General features: G+C 44.9%; 14 protein-coding genes. 4 read left to right on the top strand and 10 right to left on the bottom strand.

The window, feature by feature from the left end:
* Positions 1-184: 184 nt before the first annotated feature.
* From ACF8OV_RS06335 to ACF8OV_RS06325, 3 genes are all read right to left on the bottom strand, one after another.
* Positions 185-1,555 carry a DASS family sodium-coupled anion symporter gene (locus ACF8OV_RS06335; RefSeq protein WP_005462594.1) on the bottom strand — a complete coding sequence of 457 codons (1,371 nt, stop codon included), beginning with the start codon at positions 1,553-1,555 and terminating at the stop codon, positions 185-187.
* Between the two features lie 232 nt (positions 1,556-1,787).
* On the bottom strand, positions 1,788-2,522 hold the full coding sequence (locus tag ACF8OV_RS06330) for a vancomycin high temperature exclusion protein (protein ID WP_005462605.1): 735 nt from the start codon (positions 2,520-2,522) through the stop codon (positions 1,788-1,790).
* Positions 2,523-2,687: 165 nt separating this feature from the next.
* On the bottom strand, positions 2,688-4,376 hold the full coding sequence (locus ACF8OV_RS06325) for an NAD-dependent malic enzyme (RefSeq protein WP_005462599.1): 1,689 nt from the start codon (positions 4,374-4,376) through the stop codon (positions 2,688-2,690).
* A 214-nt stretch (positions 4,377-4,590) separates the two neighbouring features.
* Here ACF8OV_RS06325 and ACF8OV_RS06320 point away from each other — a divergent pair, with 214 nt between their 5' ends.
* From ACF8OV_RS06320 to ACF8OV_RS06305, 4 genes are all read left to right on the top strand, one after another.
* Positions 4,591-6,945 carry a helicase-related protein gene (locus ACF8OV_RS06320; RefSeq protein WP_203502734.1) on the top strand — a complete coding sequence of 785 codons (2,355 nt, stop codon included), beginning with the start codon at positions 4,591-4,593 and terminating at the stop codon, positions 6,943-6,945.
* Between the two features lie 187 nt (positions 6,946-7,132).
* Positions 7,133-7,891, top strand: coding sequence for a phospholipase A (locus tag ACF8OV_RS06315; RefSeq protein ID WP_017448646.1), 759 nt, complete (start codon positions 7,133-7,135; stop codon positions 7,889-7,891).
* 236 nt (positions 7,892-8,127) lie between these two features.
* Complete coding sequence (locus ACF8OV_RS06310) at positions 8,128-8,505, top strand: hypothetical protein (RefSeq protein WP_005462601.1); 378 nt, start codon at positions 8,128-8,130, stop codon at positions 8,503-8,505.
* A 380-nt stretch (positions 8,506-8,885) separates the two neighbouring features.
* Positions 8,886-10,559 carry an alkaline phosphatase gene (locus ACF8OV_RS06305; RefSeq protein WP_031812326.1) on the top strand — a complete coding sequence of 558 codons (1,674 nt, stop codon included), beginning with the start codon at positions 8,886-8,888 and terminating at the stop codon, positions 10,557-10,559.
* Positions 10,560-10,639: 80 nt separating this feature from the next.
* Here the strand turns inward: ACF8OV_RS06305 and ACF8OV_RS06300 are convergent, their stop codons facing one another.
* The 7 genes from ACF8OV_RS06300 to ACF8OV_RS06270 form a co-directional block, all read right to left on the bottom strand.
* Positions 10,640-11,743 carry a phosphoribosylaminoimidazolesuccinocarboxamide synthase gene (locus tag ACF8OV_RS06300; RefSeq protein ID WP_024702689.1) on the bottom strand — a complete coding sequence of 368 codons (1,104 nt, stop codon included), beginning with the start codon at positions 11,741-11,743 and terminating at the stop codon, positions 10,640-10,642.
* A 203-nt stretch (positions 11,744-11,946) separates the two neighbouring features.
* Positions 11,947-12,339 carry a cell division inhibitor SulA gene (locus ACF8OV_RS06295; RefSeq protein ID WP_005462595.1) on the bottom strand — a complete coding sequence of 131 codons (393 nt, stop codon included), beginning with the start codon at positions 12,337-12,339 and terminating at the stop codon, positions 11,947-11,949.
* A gap of 404 nt (positions 12,340-12,743) precedes the next feature.
* Positions 12,744-12,929, bottom strand: coding sequence for a hypothetical protein (locus ACF8OV_RS06290; RefSeq protein ID WP_005462602.1), 186 nt, complete (start codon positions 12,927-12,929; stop codon positions 12,744-12,746).
* A gap of 177 nt (positions 12,930-13,106) precedes the next feature.
* Positions 13,107-14,084 carry a J domain-containing protein gene (locus ACF8OV_RS06285; RefSeq protein WP_203502733.1) on the bottom strand — a complete coding sequence of 326 codons (978 nt, stop codon included), beginning with the start codon at positions 14,082-14,084 and terminating at the stop codon, positions 13,107-13,109.
* Between the two features lie 76 nt (positions 14,085-14,160).
* The gene (locus tag ACF8OV_RS06280) at positions 14,161-14,820 is read right to left on the bottom strand and encodes an OmpA family protein (RefSeq protein WP_005495535.1); all 660 of its coding nucleotides are present in this window, start codon (positions 14,818-14,820) and stop codon (positions 14,161-14,163) included.
* A 187-nt stretch (positions 14,821-15,007) separates the two neighbouring features.
* A complete protein-coding gene (locus ACF8OV_RS06275) occupies positions 15,008-15,703 on the bottom strand; it encodes a DUF2786 domain-containing protein (protein ID WP_005462644.1) in 696 nt (231 codons plus the stop codon).
* 212 nt (positions 15,704-15,915) lie between these two features.
* Positions 15,916-16,596 carry a DUF3334 family protein gene (locus ACF8OV_RS06270; protein WP_005462648.1) on the bottom strand — a complete coding sequence of 227 codons (681 nt, stop codon included), beginning with the start codon at positions 16,594-16,596 and terminating at the stop codon, positions 15,916-15,918.
* Positions 16,597-16,751: the final 155 nt, after the last annotated feature.

Here is a 16,751-nt window from a genome sequence, read left to right as displayed (position 1 = left end):
AGGAATTCCCCCTTTAGAGGGAAGAATACAAAGTGAATCTGCCAATACGAGGTAAGAAAGAATAAAAAAAGGTGGCCAACTGGCCACCAAGAGGGAAACTGCTGAACACCACTTTAGGGGAAGTTTGGGCTATCAATTCGATCACCGTGAACAGCAGTGTAGTGCTAATCGAGTCAGTGTTTCTTTACCAGAACAACCAAGCGAACAGTGTCAGTGCACCGATACAAGCAATGTTTAGTACGAAGCCGATTCTCATCATTTCTTTTTGCTTGATGTGACCCGTACCGAACACAATTGCATTTGGTGGCGTTGCAACTGGCAACATGAAGGCACAAGATGCGGCTACCGCGATAAGCGCTGACAGAATCACTGGTGATAGACCAAGTGCTTCGGCAATGGTCGCGAACACTGGGACCAGTAGCGCAGCACTTGCTGTGTTACTTGCAAACTCAGTCAAGAAGACGACAAAGGCAACCACAGAAAGGATAGTGAGTAATACACCTGCTTGCTCAAGGAAGCCAGTTAGGCTGTGCGCTAGGAAAACGCTGGTGCCTGTCGCTTTTAGAACGTTACTCAAGCAGATACCGCCGCCGAACAGGATCAGAACACCCCAGTCTGTTGTCTTTTCAATGTCCTTCCATTCGACTGCTCGAGATGCGCCTAGCAGCAAGATGGCACCAATCGCGACCAAGGTGTCGAATTTTGCAAAGCCGCCAAGCATGGTGTTGATCGGCTTGCTGAAAATCCACAAAGTGACGGTAAGTAAGAAGATTGCCAGTGTGACCATTTTGCCGTTCGTCCACTCAACAGGTTTGTGGTCAAGTTCAAACTTGTGGCTCAAATCTGGCTTGGTCATGGTGTACAGAACCAAAATCGCAATTGGCATCAAAATCAAAGAGATTGGCAGACCTAGCTTCATCCATTCCGTGAAGTTCAAACCTACTTCGGCCGCAGCAATTGCGTTTGGTGGGCTACCAACTAGCGTAGCAATACCGCCGATAGAAGCGCTGTAAGCAATACCGAGAAGAACGAACAAGAAAGTGTTGTGGTTTTTCTTCGCGTCCAGTTTCGTCATGACGCCTAATACCAAAGGAAGCATCATTGCGGCTGTTGCTGTGTTGGAAATCCACATTGAAAGACCTGCGCTCACACCGAACAGCATAAATACCGCGACAGACATTCGACCACGAGCAATCAGCAACACTTTGTCGGCAAGTGCTTGGTCAAGTTTCTGCTTGTGCAACGCAGCGGCGAGAGCAAAGCCACCCAAGAACAAGAAAATTATTGAGTTCGAGAAGTTATTCAGTGCAGCTTGGGTGTTAAATACGCCCAAGAAGACGGCAAGCATCGGGATCAGCAAAGCAGTAATGCTGACGTGAATCGCTTCTGTTAACCAAAGAATCGCAACAAAAACTAAGATGCTGATGCCGGTTACGACTTGTGGTTCAAAGGGTAGGGTATTAAACAAGATAATGAACAGCAGAATGTTGGCATTCAAAATCATGCTGTTGCGAGTGAAGAACCAATTCTTCAGTGTCACAGCGAGTGCGGTCATGGGTGTGCTCCTTTTGCATTGCCTTTTTGTCGGTTTTTTATGGCAAGGTAACTGACTTGTAGTTATTTATTGATTAAATGTTACTGCGAATGCGAAGGGCAATTTGGCCTGAATCGTAGGCGAAATAAGAAAATGTGAGGTTGAGATTTGGAAATGGGTAGAACTCTACCCATTTGTTTTTAACGAATTGTTATTCATGTGTGACGTGATGCACGAAAATGGTGCCAGCCGATTATTCTATAGGAATGTTGCGCTCAGCATTTGATGCTTCTGTTGGGTCTTCTACCGCAAGAATTGGCTCTTGAGGGCCAAGGAAGCGTGGCTGCGTATTCATCACGTAGAGATCCAAAAATGCTTTCACACGAGCAAGCAGTTCACGAATTCGCATCGAAGTTTTTTGTTTATTCGCTGTTGGGCCTGCAACCGCAAGACACTGTGCATCAATATTATACGCATCGGCAATGAACAACGCGCGCTCACAGTGAAAGCGTTGAGTCACTATTAAAAAACGCTCTGAGGCGAAGATCTTTTTTGCTCGCACTATGGAATCCAAAGTCCGAAATCCAGCGTAATCGAGATGGATGACTTCTTCTGGAACGCCGGCTTTAAGCAGATCTCGTTTCATGGTCCATGGCTCATTGTAAGAGCGATGTGCGTTGTCTCCGCTAAGCAAAAACTGTTTCACTTTGCCTTGTTTATAAAGCTCGATCGCTGCATTGATGCGATGAGTGTAATAGGTGTTGAGTGTCTTTCCGATGTATTTACTCGTACCAAGCACCACCGCGACTTCGTGCTGGGGTATTTGGTCGTAATCGATAAAGATATTGTCTTTGGCCTGCAATGCGACCCAGCGGTCGATGGCAACCACAGACAGGAGGAGTCCAAATAAAGAGATCGACAAAATCAAAGCAATTCGCTTCCACGAACACTTAAGCTTCCACTTTGACCTTATACGAGAAAACAGCAAAACGTCTTATACCCTTTAATAAATGTGTATTCCTCATCATATCTGATAGAAACAAAAAGAGAGAAGCCCATTTATGCCAAAATCTGGTTAGGATGATAAAAAACAGCTTAAAAAACAAAAGCCCCTACAGAGTAGGGGCTAATAATTATACAAGTTGTCTCAAGCTTAGAATGCTGTGCGTTTGTAGCGGCGGTAAACTGGCTGCCAGAACGCTTGGTCAATAGCATCGTTTAGCGCTTCGTCTGTGATTTCCAGTGCCACACCTTGCTCGATTGCTTTCTTCGCAACGGCAAAAGCAATCTTCTTCGATACTAGGTGGATTTCTTCCAAAGGTGGTAGAAGTGCACCACGACCATTAATCGCAAGTGGAGAACATGTAGCCAGCGCTCGGCTTGATTCCATTAGCATTTCGTCAGTCACGCGTTTTGCGTTAACCGCTAAAACGCCAAGACCGATACCTGGGAAGATGTAGCTGTTGTTACATTGTGCGATAGGGTAAGTGCGACCTTCGTGAACCACAGGATCAAACGGACTACCCGTTGCCACTAGCGCTTCACCGTTTGTCCAACGGATGATGTCGTTTGGTGTTGCTTCAACACGGCTGGTTGGGTTTGACAGCGGGAAGACAATCGGACGCTTGCAGTGTTTGTGCATCTCTTCGATGACTTCTTGACTAAATAGGCCAGGCGCACCTGATACACCAATCAGTACCGTTGGTTTCGCATTACGCATTACATCCAGTAGTGAGAAGCCATTTCCTTCATTTTCCCACTCTTTTGTGTTGCTGTGTTTTTGAACCAAACGCTGTTGGAAATCAAGCAGGTTAGGCATACCTTCTTGTAGCAGACCCCAGCGATCGACCATGTAAACTTGAGAGCGTGCTTTCTCGTCAGAAATCCCTTCCGATACCATTTGCGCAATGATCGCTTCTGCGATACCACAACCCGCAGAACCCGCACCTAAGAAAGTGATGCGCTGTTTAGAAAGCTGAGTACCCGCCGCTTTACATGCTGCCAGTAGAGAGCCTACGGTTACTGCTGCCGTACCTTGGATGTCATCGTTGAAACAACAAATACGGTCTTTGTAGCGCTCTAGTAGAGGCATCGCATTTTTCTGCGCGAAGTCTTCAAACTGGATAAGTGCATCTGGCCAACGGCGTTGTACCGCTTGGATGAATTCTTCTACAAATGCATCGTAGTCAGGGCCCGTAATACGAGGATGACGCCAGCCCATGTACATTGGATCAGCAAGACGTTGAGGGTTGTTTGTACCCACATCCAGAACGATAGGCAATGTGTAAGCAGGGCTGATACCACCACATGCGGTGTACAGAGAAAGCTTACCGATAGGAATACCCATACCGCCGATACCTTGGTCACCCAAACCTAGGATTCGTTCGCCATCAGTCACAACAATCACTTTTACGTTGTGGTTGGCTGCGTTGTTTAGTAGGTCATCGATACGATCACGGTTCGGGTAAGAGATAAATAGACCACGACCACGACGGTAAATGTTCGAGAAGTTCTCACACGCAGCACCAACGGTTGGCGTGTAGATGATCGGCATCATCTCAGAAATATGGTTTTGTACTAAACGGTAGAATAGGGTTTCGTTGGTATCTTGGATATTGCGCAGGTAAATGTGCTTATCCATGTCGCTTTCGAAACTCTTGTATTGTTGGTAGGCACGTTCTACCTGTTCTTGAATTGTTTCTGTTGTCTCTGGAAGCAGACCTTCTAAGTTGAATGAACTACGTTCTTCAGCAGAAAAAGCACTGCCTTTGTTCAATAGAGGGGTTGCCATAAGAGCCGGACCCGCATATGGAATATATAGTGGGCGTTTATCGTTGTTCATTGGGTGCCTTAATGTAGGGTTGAAGGATGCGCACGAAATTTTAACGGGTTCACCATTTAGTTGTAAACATGCGTTGACGCACATCAATGTAATGTCGCAAAAAAACTCGTTTACCGACGAAAATATCGTCAATATTTGTTGTAAGAGATACCTAAAGCAGGATTTTTTCACTTGGGTATAATGCTCAGCATTATCACAACAAAATCCATTCTTTATGTTTCAACTGCCTATCGATAGCTTACAAGCTGAATTTGACCAACACGTGAAGCACCACCACCTCGTTGTGGAAGCAGAAACGGGTTCGGGTAAGTCAACACGCCTTCCTCTTTGGGCGGCAAAGCACGGACGTGTTTTGGTCATCGAGCCACGTCGAATTGCTTGTACCTCATTAGCTGAGTTTCTTGCGGAGCAATCTGGTGAGCCGATAGGTAACAAAATTGGTTACGCGATCAAGCTGCATGCGTATTTCGATGAGAACACGGAAGTCGTGTTCGTGACGCCGGGTGTAGCGTTGCGTTGGTTTGCGGAAGACAAACTTGCAAGCTTCGACATCGTGATAGTGGACGAATTTCACGAGCGTCGCTGGGACATTGATCTACTAACCGCAATTTTGAAGCAAGAAAATCAGCATCGATTGATAGTGACTTCTGCCACGTTAGAGGGCGAAAAACTCGCACATTATCTTAATGCTCATCGTCTTCGTTCAGAAGGGCGCTGTTTTCCTGTCTCGGTGACTCATCGAGTAATAGACAGTCGTCATCTGCCCAATAAAAAAGGGTGTGAAAATGACGTGGTGAAAACAGTAAAAGAAGCCCTTGAAGATGAAGAAGGCGATATCTTGGTGTTCTTACCGGGTCGAAAAGAGATCGCTCAGTGCGCGCAGATGTTACAGCACTTGGATGATGTGCTGGTGGTGAAGCTTCATGCCTCGGTCAGTGATGAAGAGCGACATCGAGCTTTAACTGTTCAAGCGCAGCGCAAAGTGGTGCTGGCAACCAATGTCGCGGAAACGTCACTTACCATTCCTAACATCCGCGTTGTGATTGATAGCGGTTTGGAGCGAAGAACGGTTCAGCGCAACGGACGTACTGCTCTCACATTAACCAACATTTCAAAAGCCAGTGCAGCACAGCGAATGGGGCGTGCAGGGCGCGTAGCAGAAGGCTCCTGTATCCGTTTATTTGGCGAACATGCTCCATTAGAGTTGGTCACGCCACCGGAGTTGCATCGTGAAGAGCTGGTAGAGCCCATGCTTGCGGCGGCATGTTGTGGCTATCGTTTATCTGAGCTGCACTTCCTTGATGCAGTTCCAGAAAAGTCATTGAACGCCGCACTTCTGTGTTTGCAAGCGATGGGGGCATTAGACGACAACGGTGACGTAACCGAGCACGGCAAAAAAGTCTATCCACTGCCAATTGATGCGCTATTCGCCGATCTGGTGACTCGCATTCCGACCAAAGCCGAAAAAGAAGCCATGATCGATTTAGCGGCAGCGCTCTCCGTGCCTGCACAGCTGTATCAACTGCAAGGGGGAGAGGCAGCAGAGGCACTAGAGCAAGAAGAACCTTTGGGGTGTGACGCGTCGCTAATGATTCGGTTGGTGCGTGGAGAACAGCTTCCTGCAGTGATTGTAGATAGTAGTGTGCTGGAAGAAGCGCAAGGCTTAGCAAAGCAGATGCGGGACGTGTTTGAATTACCTCACTTGGAAGTGGCTTCACGTTATCGACGAGATCAACTGACTCAAGCGATAGCGGCTTTGCATCCTGAATTGGTGTTTGTGCGCAGAGAGCGTCGCCGAGATGCACTTGGCAATGGTTCGATGGAAATGGTCGTTGGTCGAAACAGTCGTTTTCCGGATAAAAGTGAAGCGGCTTTGGTGCTAGATAGCCACAGCGTACCGGGTAGGGGAGTTAAACAAACGCTCAACCTTGCATCTGTCATGATGCCGATTTCGCTCGACCTCATTAAAACGCTCGAACTGGGAGAATGGCACCAAGGTGATACTCAATACGAAGATGATACTCCGCTAGCAACTATGCACTTAGTGTACGCTGGTCGGACAATATTCACTGAGCATCAAGCGTTACAAGGTGAAGTGGCGATTCAATCTATTGCCGACATGATCGAACAAGAAATGTTGTTGCCAGGCTTTGCTCCATTGCGAAAACAACAAATTCAACACTGGAAAATCTACAACTCCCTAGGTCTGAATACTGAACTGGTGGATAAGAAAGCCCTTGATGAACTTTGTTTTTCTACTTGGCTGACCGAACAACTGGAAACGCTCGGCGTTGAAAGTGTTGATGACATCGAATTGTTCGCGGCTGATGACCTTCCATTTGAAGGCATTCCCGAGTGGGAATACAACGACTTCGCAGAGCAGTACCCTCTGAAACTCGTGTTAGCTGAGCTCAAGCTTGATGTGGAATACTTTGTGTCTCGCAAGTTGGTTCATGTCATCTACACAGAAGGAAATCGCAAAGGTGACCCTAAACGCTGGGAACTTCCAAGATGGGCTGGGTGGAAAGTTCAGTACAAAAAAGCCAGCCGTGTGGTGGATGTCAAATAAACGAATTTTATCAACGAGTTGGTAGAAATTGAGCTGTGTATCTACGGCTTATTGTAAAATCTTCAGCTAATTATAAAATCCGGAATGAAAATTGCTTTAACCGCTTTTCCCTTGCTGTTTATTGTCGAAGTTATCGATGATAAGGAATGATATTGCCGCTTTATGATTTGGCGGCAAAAGGATAACGATGAAGTATAAAGTAATTCCGCTCTTGTTGTGCCCCGTACTTGCTTACGGAAAAGACATTACCCATATCTCAACCTACGAAGACAACTACGTTCTAGGTACATACACCACAGACATCAACCAAAGCGCCTATAGCGAAATGGGCTCAGAGATGGATTCACTGCAAGATTTTGAAGTGAAGTTTCAGATCTCAGCATCAATTCCATTTTATCGCTTCAGCTCAGGCACTGCTTTGATGGGGGCTTATACTCAAAAGTCCCTATGGCAACTGGCAAACTCTGATATCTCATCGCCATTTAGAGAAACAAACTACAAGCCGCAAGTGTTCTTAGCACATCAATCGAACATGTTGTTGTTCAATCATGTTGAAGCCGGTTACAAACATGAATCGAACGGTCAATCCAGCAAACTGTCACGCAGTTGGGACCGTCTATATGTCGCTGCCGAGCGTTTTTCTGGCCCAGTCGAATATGGCGTACATGCATGGTGGGTGATTACCACAGAAAATGACGACATGGAAAATTACTACGCACCTTACGAGTTGTGGGCGAAAGTTTATACCCGTGCGGGCGTGGTCAATACACGCGGTTTTTACAACTTTGCTGATGATAAAGGTGGGATTGAACTAGGTTACACATTCTATTTCAATGACATTCTTGGTGTATATCTTCAAGGTTACCATGGCTACGGTGAAACGCTGATCGACTATGACCATTCTCAAACCCGTGTTGGGCTTGGTATTAAGCTGATGAATCTATAAGCTTTTGGTATTGACTTCATCGCTTAAGCCCTGTTTTTAGTTTGCTGTTTGAAATATTAATCAATTGAATGCTTATATATGGCGAAGCTGTGCATCACTTGTTACAAAGCTGGTTTTAATATTTCCTTTTGAATGTAATTAAGGGCATAAAAGACTATTCTTTTATATCCCATTGCTATATCAAAATAGTTGAACGATATTTGGTATATCTCATTTTCGAGTGTCGGGGGCAGAGAATGGATCAACAAGGAAAGACATGCATTGAGTTCGACTACACCAGCTTTTTAGGAGCTACAGGAAGTAAGAAATGGACCTTCTTAGAGGCGTTTGCCACCATTGCGCCCATTTTTGGTTTGATGTGGAAGCAGAACATTGCAGAGTTGAGCCGACCGGAAGATCGACTCTGGGATGCGGCATTAAAATCGATGTCTTCACGTCAAAGTGACGAATCGAACTTAGTTCGTTTAACTCAGCTCGCAAAGCATGAAGGGATAAATGAATTACGTGTTGTCATGCCATATTCACTCGACTCAAAGCAGATTGAATATATTGAATCTCGCAGTAAGTTAAAGGTCGATGCGTCGGAGCAAGATGTTCTGAATATCAAGTTTTAAGCGTGGCCTTCTAATCTCACTTGTACGCTTAAATAGAATCACCACAAAAGCGACCTCTCTGGGTCGCTTTTTTCGTATCTCAAGCGCCATGCATTCCACCTACTCTGTCTAGCTCATATTATTGATTGGCTTAGTCCAATGCGACTTTTGTTGGAAGTGTGATGAATATAGAGTATTTACACTTAATTTAACAAAAATGTAACCTTTGGAAATGCAATTGTCATAACTAGCTTCTAACTTAGTGTTTTTAGGACAAATTACCGACCCAAATCATCGGCGCTGTGAGCTCGAATCAATACTCTTTTGTCTACGGATAGGGAGATTTTTATTCGTTGCGTTATTTGGGCAAAAACAAAAACACAATAAGAAAGGAAGTCAGTATGTCTTTGTCTCGTCGAGACTTTATGAAAGTTGTCTCTTCAACCGCCGTTGCTACCGGTCTAATCGGTTGTGGCAGCGACGATAATGAATCCGTTGCCGTTAGTTTTGAACATGGTGTTGCCAGTGGCGATCCGACTCAAACACAAGTGATTATTTGGACGCGGGTGACTACAGCCGCGAGTTACGTGGATGTGAGCTGGCAAGTCGCATCCGACATGGAGTTTTCCAATGTCGTGCAAAGTGGCGTATTCACTACCGATACAGGACGTGATTTCACGGTAAAAGTGGACGTACAAAACCTCAACGCCAATTCTCAGTACTACTACCGATTTATGGTCGGCGAGATGATGAGTGAGGTAGGGCAAACTCAAACTCTGCCTGAAGATGGTGTCGAAAAAGCATCGATGGCGGTGGTGTCTTGCGCCAACTATCCAGCGGGTTATTTCCACGTTTATCGCGAGATCTTAAATCAACATGAACAATCGCCATTCGACGTTGTGTTACATCTTGGTGACTACATTTATGAATATGGGGCTGGAGGCTATGCCAGTGAAGATGCCGCTGCATTAGGGCGCGAACCGAGCAAAGGCACAGAATGTATCACGCTGGACGATTACCGAAAAAGATACGCCCAATATCGTCAAGATGCCGATCTGCAAGCATTACATGCCAAACTGCCCATGATTGCAGTTTGGGATGATCACGAGTTAGCTAATGACACATGGAAAAATGGCGCAGAGAACCATCAAGACGACGAAGGTAGCTTTATCGACCGTCGAGCCGCCGCTGCGGCTGCATGGACTGAGTGGTTGCCAGTTCGTGAGAATACATTCTCAAACATGTTGATTTATCGTCAGTTCTCATTTGGCAACTTAGTGAATCTCATGATGCTCGATACGCGCCTTGTCGGTCGTGATAAGCCGTTGGATTACTTCTCACTCAATGCACCAACAATGGAAGCTATCGGTGGGTTAGTTGCTCAATCACGCAGTGCAGACAGAGAACTGCTAGGCACTGAACAACTTGCTTGGTTGATGAATGAATTCAACACGCACGATGCAAAATGGAACGTTTTAGGCCAACAAGTTTTGATGTCGCGAATGGAGCTACCAAGTTCAGTGATGACGGCGATGTTCCAACTGTTTACGTCAACAGAAGAGAAGAAAACAGAAGCTTTGTTGGCGGTGAATACAGCGATCACAGGTTATCTTGCCGATCCAAGTGCAGATCCCATTTCTCTGCCTTACAACCTCGATGCTTGGGATGGTTACTATGTCGAGCGTGAAAAAGTCTACCAACTGGCCAAAGCAAGTAGTGGCAATTTTGTGTGTTTAGCGGGCGATACTCACAACGCGTGGGCAAGTGAGTTAAAAGATGTGTCAAACAATCCGATAGGGGTCGAGTTTGCGACGAGCTCGGTGAGCTCTCCGGGGTTGGAAGAGTATTTGGCGTTGGACCCGGTGGCGATTGCGCAAATGGAATACACCTTGCCGCATTTAGTCTCCGAGCTGCAATGGGCTGACATCAAACAACGTGGCTTTATGCGAGTGACCTTTACTGCTGATGCCGCTCAATCGACGTGGTACTTGGTGTCGACCATCAAAGATAAAAAGTATCAGGTGACGACGAAGTCGGCGTCTACGACAAATGGCACAACGTTAGACATTATCTAATCTAAACTGGCGAAAAAAGTAAAAGTCCGCTCATCAAGGCGGACTTTTTTATTGGCAATTTTCAATCAGCTTTCAGATAGCTAGTCGATCAAACCGTACTCTTTGCTGAGAATTTCGATGATTTCAGCTTTTGGATTTTCGCTTAACGTAATTGGTTTACCTGTAATTTTCTCGGCGATACCAATGTAGGTTCTTGAAATATCCATCAAAGATTCAACAGGAAGATCGTTATCGCGTGCAAGAGCTTCGCGCTCTGGCATACGTTCTTTGTTTAATAAGATATCTGGGTCAGGGAAGTGGTTAAGTAGGAACTGACGGAAACCTTCTTTCGAGTTTTCAACGATGTTACCTGCTCGGTACTCCTTTGCATCCCAAATACGAGAAGAATCTGGCGTGCCAACTTCATCCATGTAGATCAGCTTTTCATTACCTGCGGCGTCATGAACATAACCAAATTCGAATTTGGTATCGACAAAGATTTGGTCGATTTCTTCTAACGCTTGGCTGATAACGTTAAAGCCTTCTTTCAACAATTTTTCGTACTGAGCGATATCTTCTGCACTTGAGAAGTTAAACGCTTCATAGTTGTCCACGATATTTTGGCGAGTGATGTTCACATCGTCTGCTTCTGGTACACCAGGAATGCCTTTTAGGATGCCTTTGGTTGACGGCGTCATTAGCAAATCCGGTAGAGCCTTATCTTTTTCTAACCCTTCAGGAAGTTGGATACCACAAAACTCGCGCTCACCATTTGCGTATGCACGCCACATGGAACCAGTGATGTATTTACGGCAGATTGCCTCAATTTTTACCGGTTTTGCTTTTTGAACGATCCAAACAAATGGGTGAGGAATATCTAAGATGTGGCTGTCAGCTAAGCCGTTGTCTTTAAAAAGCTTAAACCAATGATTTGAAATGGCATTCAATGCGGCACCTTTACCCGGTACACCTTTAAGCCCACCTTCACCATGCCAAATACAATCGAAAGCAGAAATACGATCGCTGATCACCATGATGGCCAAGGGCGCATCTGGTGCGACATCGTATCCTTTCTCTTTGATCAGTCGGGCACTGTCTTCTTCAGTTAACCAGTAAACTGAACGAACTTTTCCGCTGTGTACGGGTTTGTGGGTGCGAATTGGCAGGTCGTCATTGACGGCAAGTACTTGATTAGCAAGGCTCATTGCGACATTCCTATCATCTTAATCAAACGTCTTAAGGAGAAGATATTCAGCGGAAAATATCAGCTGAATAAATCGAATGAGGGCATCATACCAGAACTATTTTAACTCGCCAGAGAAAAAAGCAAACGTTTGCCTTTTTTCTTTAATACAAAAAATGCCCCCTTAAAAGGAGGCGAGATGCAGGATGGATAACGTCGATCTTGTTAGTGATACTGGTTTACTCTGCCTTCGACGAAAAAGACTTCACACTGATAACGCTGAGCGATGTCACGCAACATGGATTGGTTCATAAGAGCAATTTTGTTTGATGCGACAACCGCGCTGGCATTGCCAGACTGAATGGCTTTGATAACGATTTCGACTTCAGAAAGCTGTTGAGACGGCTTCATCTGAATAACGTTTTTGCAGCAAATATTGGAAGCAGTGAGTTGCTCAAAATCAGGACGAGGACACTCAGCGGTAAACAGAATCCATTGTTTTTGCTGTGACAATACTGCCAACTTAGAAAGAAGCTGATCAGACACATCCATTGGTTGAGTGGTTTGTGCCAGTACGTTGTAACGTGAGTATGTACGAGATTGACTTTGTAACTGCATCTTACTGTTCCTTTATACATGCTGTATGTGTATACAGTAGTTTGTTTTGGGTATCTGATCAACCCATTTTTACTGATGAGTACGTGAGATAACGCTCGCTGATAGTTGAATTATTTTTTAAGGTGTTGATTTTTAACGAATTGTCTTTGTTCTTGATATGTTGGGTATGGATTGAAAAGTGTGAAGTTAGCAACATTATCCGAGTGATATATACAGGTGTTTACTACTGTATATACAGTGCTTTTGTTGGTGTTATACAGTGGTTTTTGATGGTCGATACAGGTATGAGTTACACGATGAGCATGTTTACGTCGTGATTATGGGGAAGAGATGTGAATCATAAGCGATCAAAAAAGCGCCCTAGAAGGCGCTTTTGAAAATCAGTTCCATTGATTCTAACCGGATTAGCTCGCTCGTTGTGCCATGCGCTCACGCATTTGCATTTCGCCTTGGTTAAATAGACGAACATCGATCTTCGCCATGTCGTAGCAGGCTTGGCAAGAGTGATGATATTTGCCATCTACATAATCGTGACGAGTAACAAAACTAGGTTTTTTACACCAATCGCAGGTGCCTTCTTCAGTGAACATTGATTTTCTCCCCACCTAGATAAATATGAGTCGTTAGGTGTTATTTTTCGCCGGACATTATGGCATGAAAAAGAGATTGACGTTAAATGTCTGTTAATTTGTTTGAGAGCGAGATCGATTGCGAACCTTGTTTTACTTAGACTTAAAGCTAGCCATCAAGCGCCCTCTAGTTGTGATTTACGATTTTGTAACATTTTGTGAGATGATTTTAAACGCCTGGTTCAAACGTTTCATTTCTTCTTCACTTCCACGAGTATCTGGATGATAGAGTTTTGAAAGTTGTCGATAGCGGAGTTTCACTGCTTGGTTATCAGGAATGGTTTGTGGTGTGTAACCAAACATCGCGCAGGCAACCGCAACTTTGTGATTGTCGGATTGGCTGTGAGTCTTTTTAAACTCTTTGAATACTTTCTCCAACTGACGCTTCAATTGTTTATTCGTGAACTCTAACTCTTTTACTTTTGCATTAAGTTCCTGAGTTTGGTTTGCCTCTTGGGAAGACTGTGCGGCCAAGGCTCGTTGCTGCTTTCTTAGAACTACGCATCCACCGAAGCCTGCTAGAGCGATCACCAATCCACCAATAGCCAACCACATAATCGTGCCATTATCAGACGTTACGGTTGATTGTGGAGCGACAGGCTGCTCTTCTTTTGTCGCTTCTTTATCTAATTCGACAATTTCGGAGACTTGCTTTGCACGCAGTTGATTGAAGCGCTCTTCGAGATAATGATTGTAAGCTTCTTCCGCTTGAGGATTGGTGTCCGAGGCTAATTGGTACCATGCCTCAACGAGATCGCTGGTGGTGATGTCTTTTTGGTGATGCTGAACAAAGTCCGCTAACAAAAACCCGCGGTCGCGAGGGTCATTCAACGCTACAGAGGTAAACCAATACGTTGCCTGTGGGTAATTGACCGCACCGGTCAATCCTCGGGAATAGTCTTCGGCCAGCTGTTTCTGCGCAGGTAAATAGCCTTGGCTTGCGGATTGCTCTAGCCAATAGCGAACATCCGATGGCGAATCTGATTTTGGAGAAAGAGCCAGTTGCTGCGCCAGTTCAAATTGTTCTGCTGGGGATGTTGGTGCTTGAGAAGCAAATGCAGATACAGAAAGACAGCTGCTTAACGTAAAGGATAGGGCGATGGTTTTGAATGACATTGAATGTGTCAGGCCTAGCGTAAGTTGCTAGGCCTGCTCCGGTAATTTTTGTTATTACCGTTATGGTGCTACCAAATTACTTCAGTGGCAAGATCTGGATTTCAACACGGCGGTTGCAAGCTCGACCTTCAGAAGTTTGGTTTGAGCAAATTGGATTGCGCTCGCCGTAGCCACGTGCAATTGCACGGCCTGGAGCCACTTTTTGAGACACTAGGAACTGACGAACAGATTCCGCGCGACGCTCAGAAAGCGTTTGGTTGTATGATTCGCTACCAGTGCTGTCTGTGTAGCCATCAATGACTAGGCTTGTATCTGGGTATTCAACCAGAATACGAGCAACACCACGTAGAGTATTGTGGATGCTTGCATCCAGTTGGTATGAGCTTGAAGAGAAGCCAATGCCATTTTCCATGCGAAGTAGAAGTTGGTTTTCACCTACACGCTGTACTTGTACGCCAGAGTTTAGCAACGCACGACGCAGTTCTGCTTCTTGTTGGTCAAAGTAGTAACCGACGCCTGCTCCAGTAGCACCGCCTGCCGCCGCACCAATAAGAGCATGTTTACGACGTTCTTTTGCGTTATCACCAGTTGCCAAACCGATCGCTGCACCAGCAATAGCACCAATTAGCGCGCCTTGCGTGGTAGAGTTCGTTTCGTATTCACCCGTTGTTGCATTTTGGCGTTGAGTAGCTTGACAGCCTGTAAGAGCTAGCACTAGTGCCAGTGCAATAGACATCTTTTTCAAGGGAAAATCTCCGTATAAAACTGAGGCGAAACAGTGCCTCATAATGGGACGCGAATTATGAATCAGTAGATATTGATATTTGTTATGCGAAAGTAAGATTGATAGAGAGCTGTGTAAGAATTTTCTTATAACGCTCAATATCAACCCACTTTTACGTATCTAGTTGAGTATGTTGCGCTTATTTCGAGGTGTTGCCCAACATTTTTCTGGCTTGTTCTCCACCGACACCACGGTTTACAGAGACTTTTCTGCCTTTCTTTAATCCGACTTCGTAGTCTTCCGTCAGATTCTTCATGGCTTCTCTTAATTGCTTTTTGAACGTTTCACGGTCGATGTTCTGAAACTCTTTATCAATGTAATCATTGATTTTGTTTGCAGACTCTTCATCCGGTGAGATCACTGGCAGCTTTTCAAGTGCGCCTTCTACCCAGCCAGAAACAAAAGAGTTAACACGGCGAGTCACTTCCATTGAAGACGTACCAGAACCTGCAAAGCTATTACGGAACTGACCGGTGCTTTCATTCAATTCTCGATAGATGATGTCGAAAGCAAAGGCAGCAAAGATAGCGCGATCGGCTTCACCAATAAACTCAACGCGTTTAAGCCCTTTGTGATTCAACAAGACGGCTTCAACACCAAACTTAGTGTTAATGCCACGAATCACGCGCAATAGGGTAGAACTGATGTTGGACGGCAACAAATGGGAAGATTGAGTTTTTCCCATTTTGATAAACTCAATATCGTCTTTGTCCAAACCATATTTGAGCATAAGGCGATGCGCCATCTTGATGGCGTTTGCCGCCTCATTCACGTTGGCGGAGTTACCCAGTTCCAAACACTTGGCGATTTTTTTCAGAGCTTTTTGTTTATCCATCGACAACCAGTAACGAAAGCAGAAAATTTACGAAGTCAGACATATTACCTTTTTTGACATAAAAACGAAATACAAGGCGAGGTGGAAGTGGGTTCTTCCGAGAAAAAATAAGCCCCGCGAGGAGCGAGGCTAGGCGTTTTTAGGTCGTCTTAATTAGGCGAAACGATATTACCTTATCGAGATGACTTCTCTTGGGATGGCGTGGCTGACGGTTACAAACCCAGTTGGCTCAGTAAGTCGTCAGCGTCATCTTTAGAGTTCGAAGATTCCGACTCTTTTTCTGCCATGTTTTTACGCGCGGCTTCTAAGATGTCATCTGGGTTTTCATCTTCTGCAATTTCAAATTCTTCAAGCTGGATGAACTCTGTTTTGTCCATCGCTAGCTCTAAATAGAAAATGTTGTTGTTCGCGGTCGAGAACGTCACACGACGTGCTTGAGGGCGATCCAAATTGGTATCAACTTGCAAAATTACCTGTTTGTTCAGCGCCAGCATCTTCGGTTGGTTTTGCGTGATGTTGGTTTGCAGTTCTTTACGGATTTTATTGGTAAAGTCACCGACCAATTGGTTCATGAGTTCACCCAATACGTCTGCAACTTCATCAGAAGTATGGGAGATAGCCAGTTCTTCTTCTGGCATGCCCATGTTACGCATGTAGTTGGTGTAAATCTCTAAAGCGGCTTTTGCAGTAAAGTTAATCACTACAAGTCCGGTAAATCCGCCATCAAATAGGACAAAACAGCCAAAATCTGGTTTGAGGCTGGTCTTGTTGATCTTTTGAACCATTGCGGAGTAATTAACTTGAGAAGAGGTGGCCGAAGTAAGAACGCCAGAAACAGACTGGCAAAGTTTTAGAAGGATATCTTCCGTGGTAACAACTTTATTTTTTTTCATTCTGAAAGCTCATCTAGAAACGCGATTTCTATCCCAATGTAAGGCATCAAGCCTCAAAAAATAAAGCATAAGTTTAATTATTGTATTGAGATTCTGATTTGATCGCCTTTTTAAATGTTGTAAAGTGACGAAATTCAAAGAATATTACTCCTCTC

The organism is Vibrio sp. GLN_1 (assembly GCF_043106015.1).
Classification (GTDB): domain Bacteria; phylum Pseudomonadota; class Gammaproteobacteria; order Enterobacterales; family Vibrionaceae; genus Vibrio; species Vibrio parahaemolyticus.
Note: the sequence above shows the minus strand (reverse complement) of the source record. Positions and strands in the feature narration are given on the sequence as shown.

Excerpts from the sequence above, each read along its gene's own strand:
- ACF8OV_RS06325 (WP_005462599.1), bottom strand. The coding sequence starts at position 4,376 with ATGAACAACGATAAACGCCCACTATATATTCCATATGCGGGTCCGGCT.
- ACF8OV_RS06305 (WP_031812326.1), top strand. The coding sequence starts at position 8,886 with ATGTCTTTGTCTCGTCGAGACTTTATGAAAGTTGTCTCTTCAACCGCC.
- ACF8OV_RS06270 (WP_005462648.1), bottom strand. The coding sequence starts at position 16,596 with ATGAAAAAAAATAAAGTTGTTACCACGGAAGATATCCTTCTAAAACTT.
- ACF8OV_RS06290 (WP_005462602.1), bottom strand. The coding sequence starts at position 12,929 with ATGTTCACTGAAGAAGGCACCTGCGATTGGTGTAAAAAACCTAGTTTT.
- ACF8OV_RS06320 (WP_203502734.1), top strand. The coding sequence starts at position 4,591 with ATGTTTCAACTGCCTATCGATAGCTTACAAGCTGAATTTGACCAACAC.
- ACF8OV_RS06310 (WP_005462601.1), top strand. The coding sequence starts at position 8,128 with ATGGATCAACAAGGAAAGACATGCATTGAGTTCGACTACACCAGCTTT.
- ACF8OV_RS06335 (WP_005462594.1), bottom strand. The coding sequence starts at position 1,555 with ATGACCGCACTCGCTGTGACACTGAAGAATTGGTTCTTCACTCGCAAC.
- ACF8OV_RS06280 (WP_005495535.1), bottom strand. The coding sequence starts at position 14,820 with ATGTCTATTGCACTGGCACTAGTGCTAGCTCTTACAGGCTGTCAAGCT.
- ACF8OV_RS06285 (WP_203502733.1), bottom strand. The coding sequence starts at position 14,084 with ATGTCATTCAAAACCATCGCCCTATCCTTTACGTTAAGCAGCTGTCTT.
- ACF8OV_RS06300 (WP_024702689.1), bottom strand. The coding sequence starts at position 11,743 with ATGAGCCTTGCTAATCAAGTACTTGCCGTCAATGACGACCTGCCAATT.
- ACF8OV_RS06295 (WP_005462595.1), bottom strand. The coding sequence starts at position 12,339 with ATGCAGTTACAAAGTCAATCTCGTACATACTCACGTTACAACGTACTG.
- ACF8OV_RS06315 (WP_017448646.1), top strand. The coding sequence starts at position 7,133 with ATGAAGTATAAAGTAATTCCGCTCTTGTTGTGCCCCGTACTTGCTTAC.
- ACF8OV_RS06275 (WP_005462644.1), bottom strand. The coding sequence starts at position 15,703 with ATGGATAAACAAAAAGCTCTGAAAAAAATCGCCAAGTGTTTGGAACTG.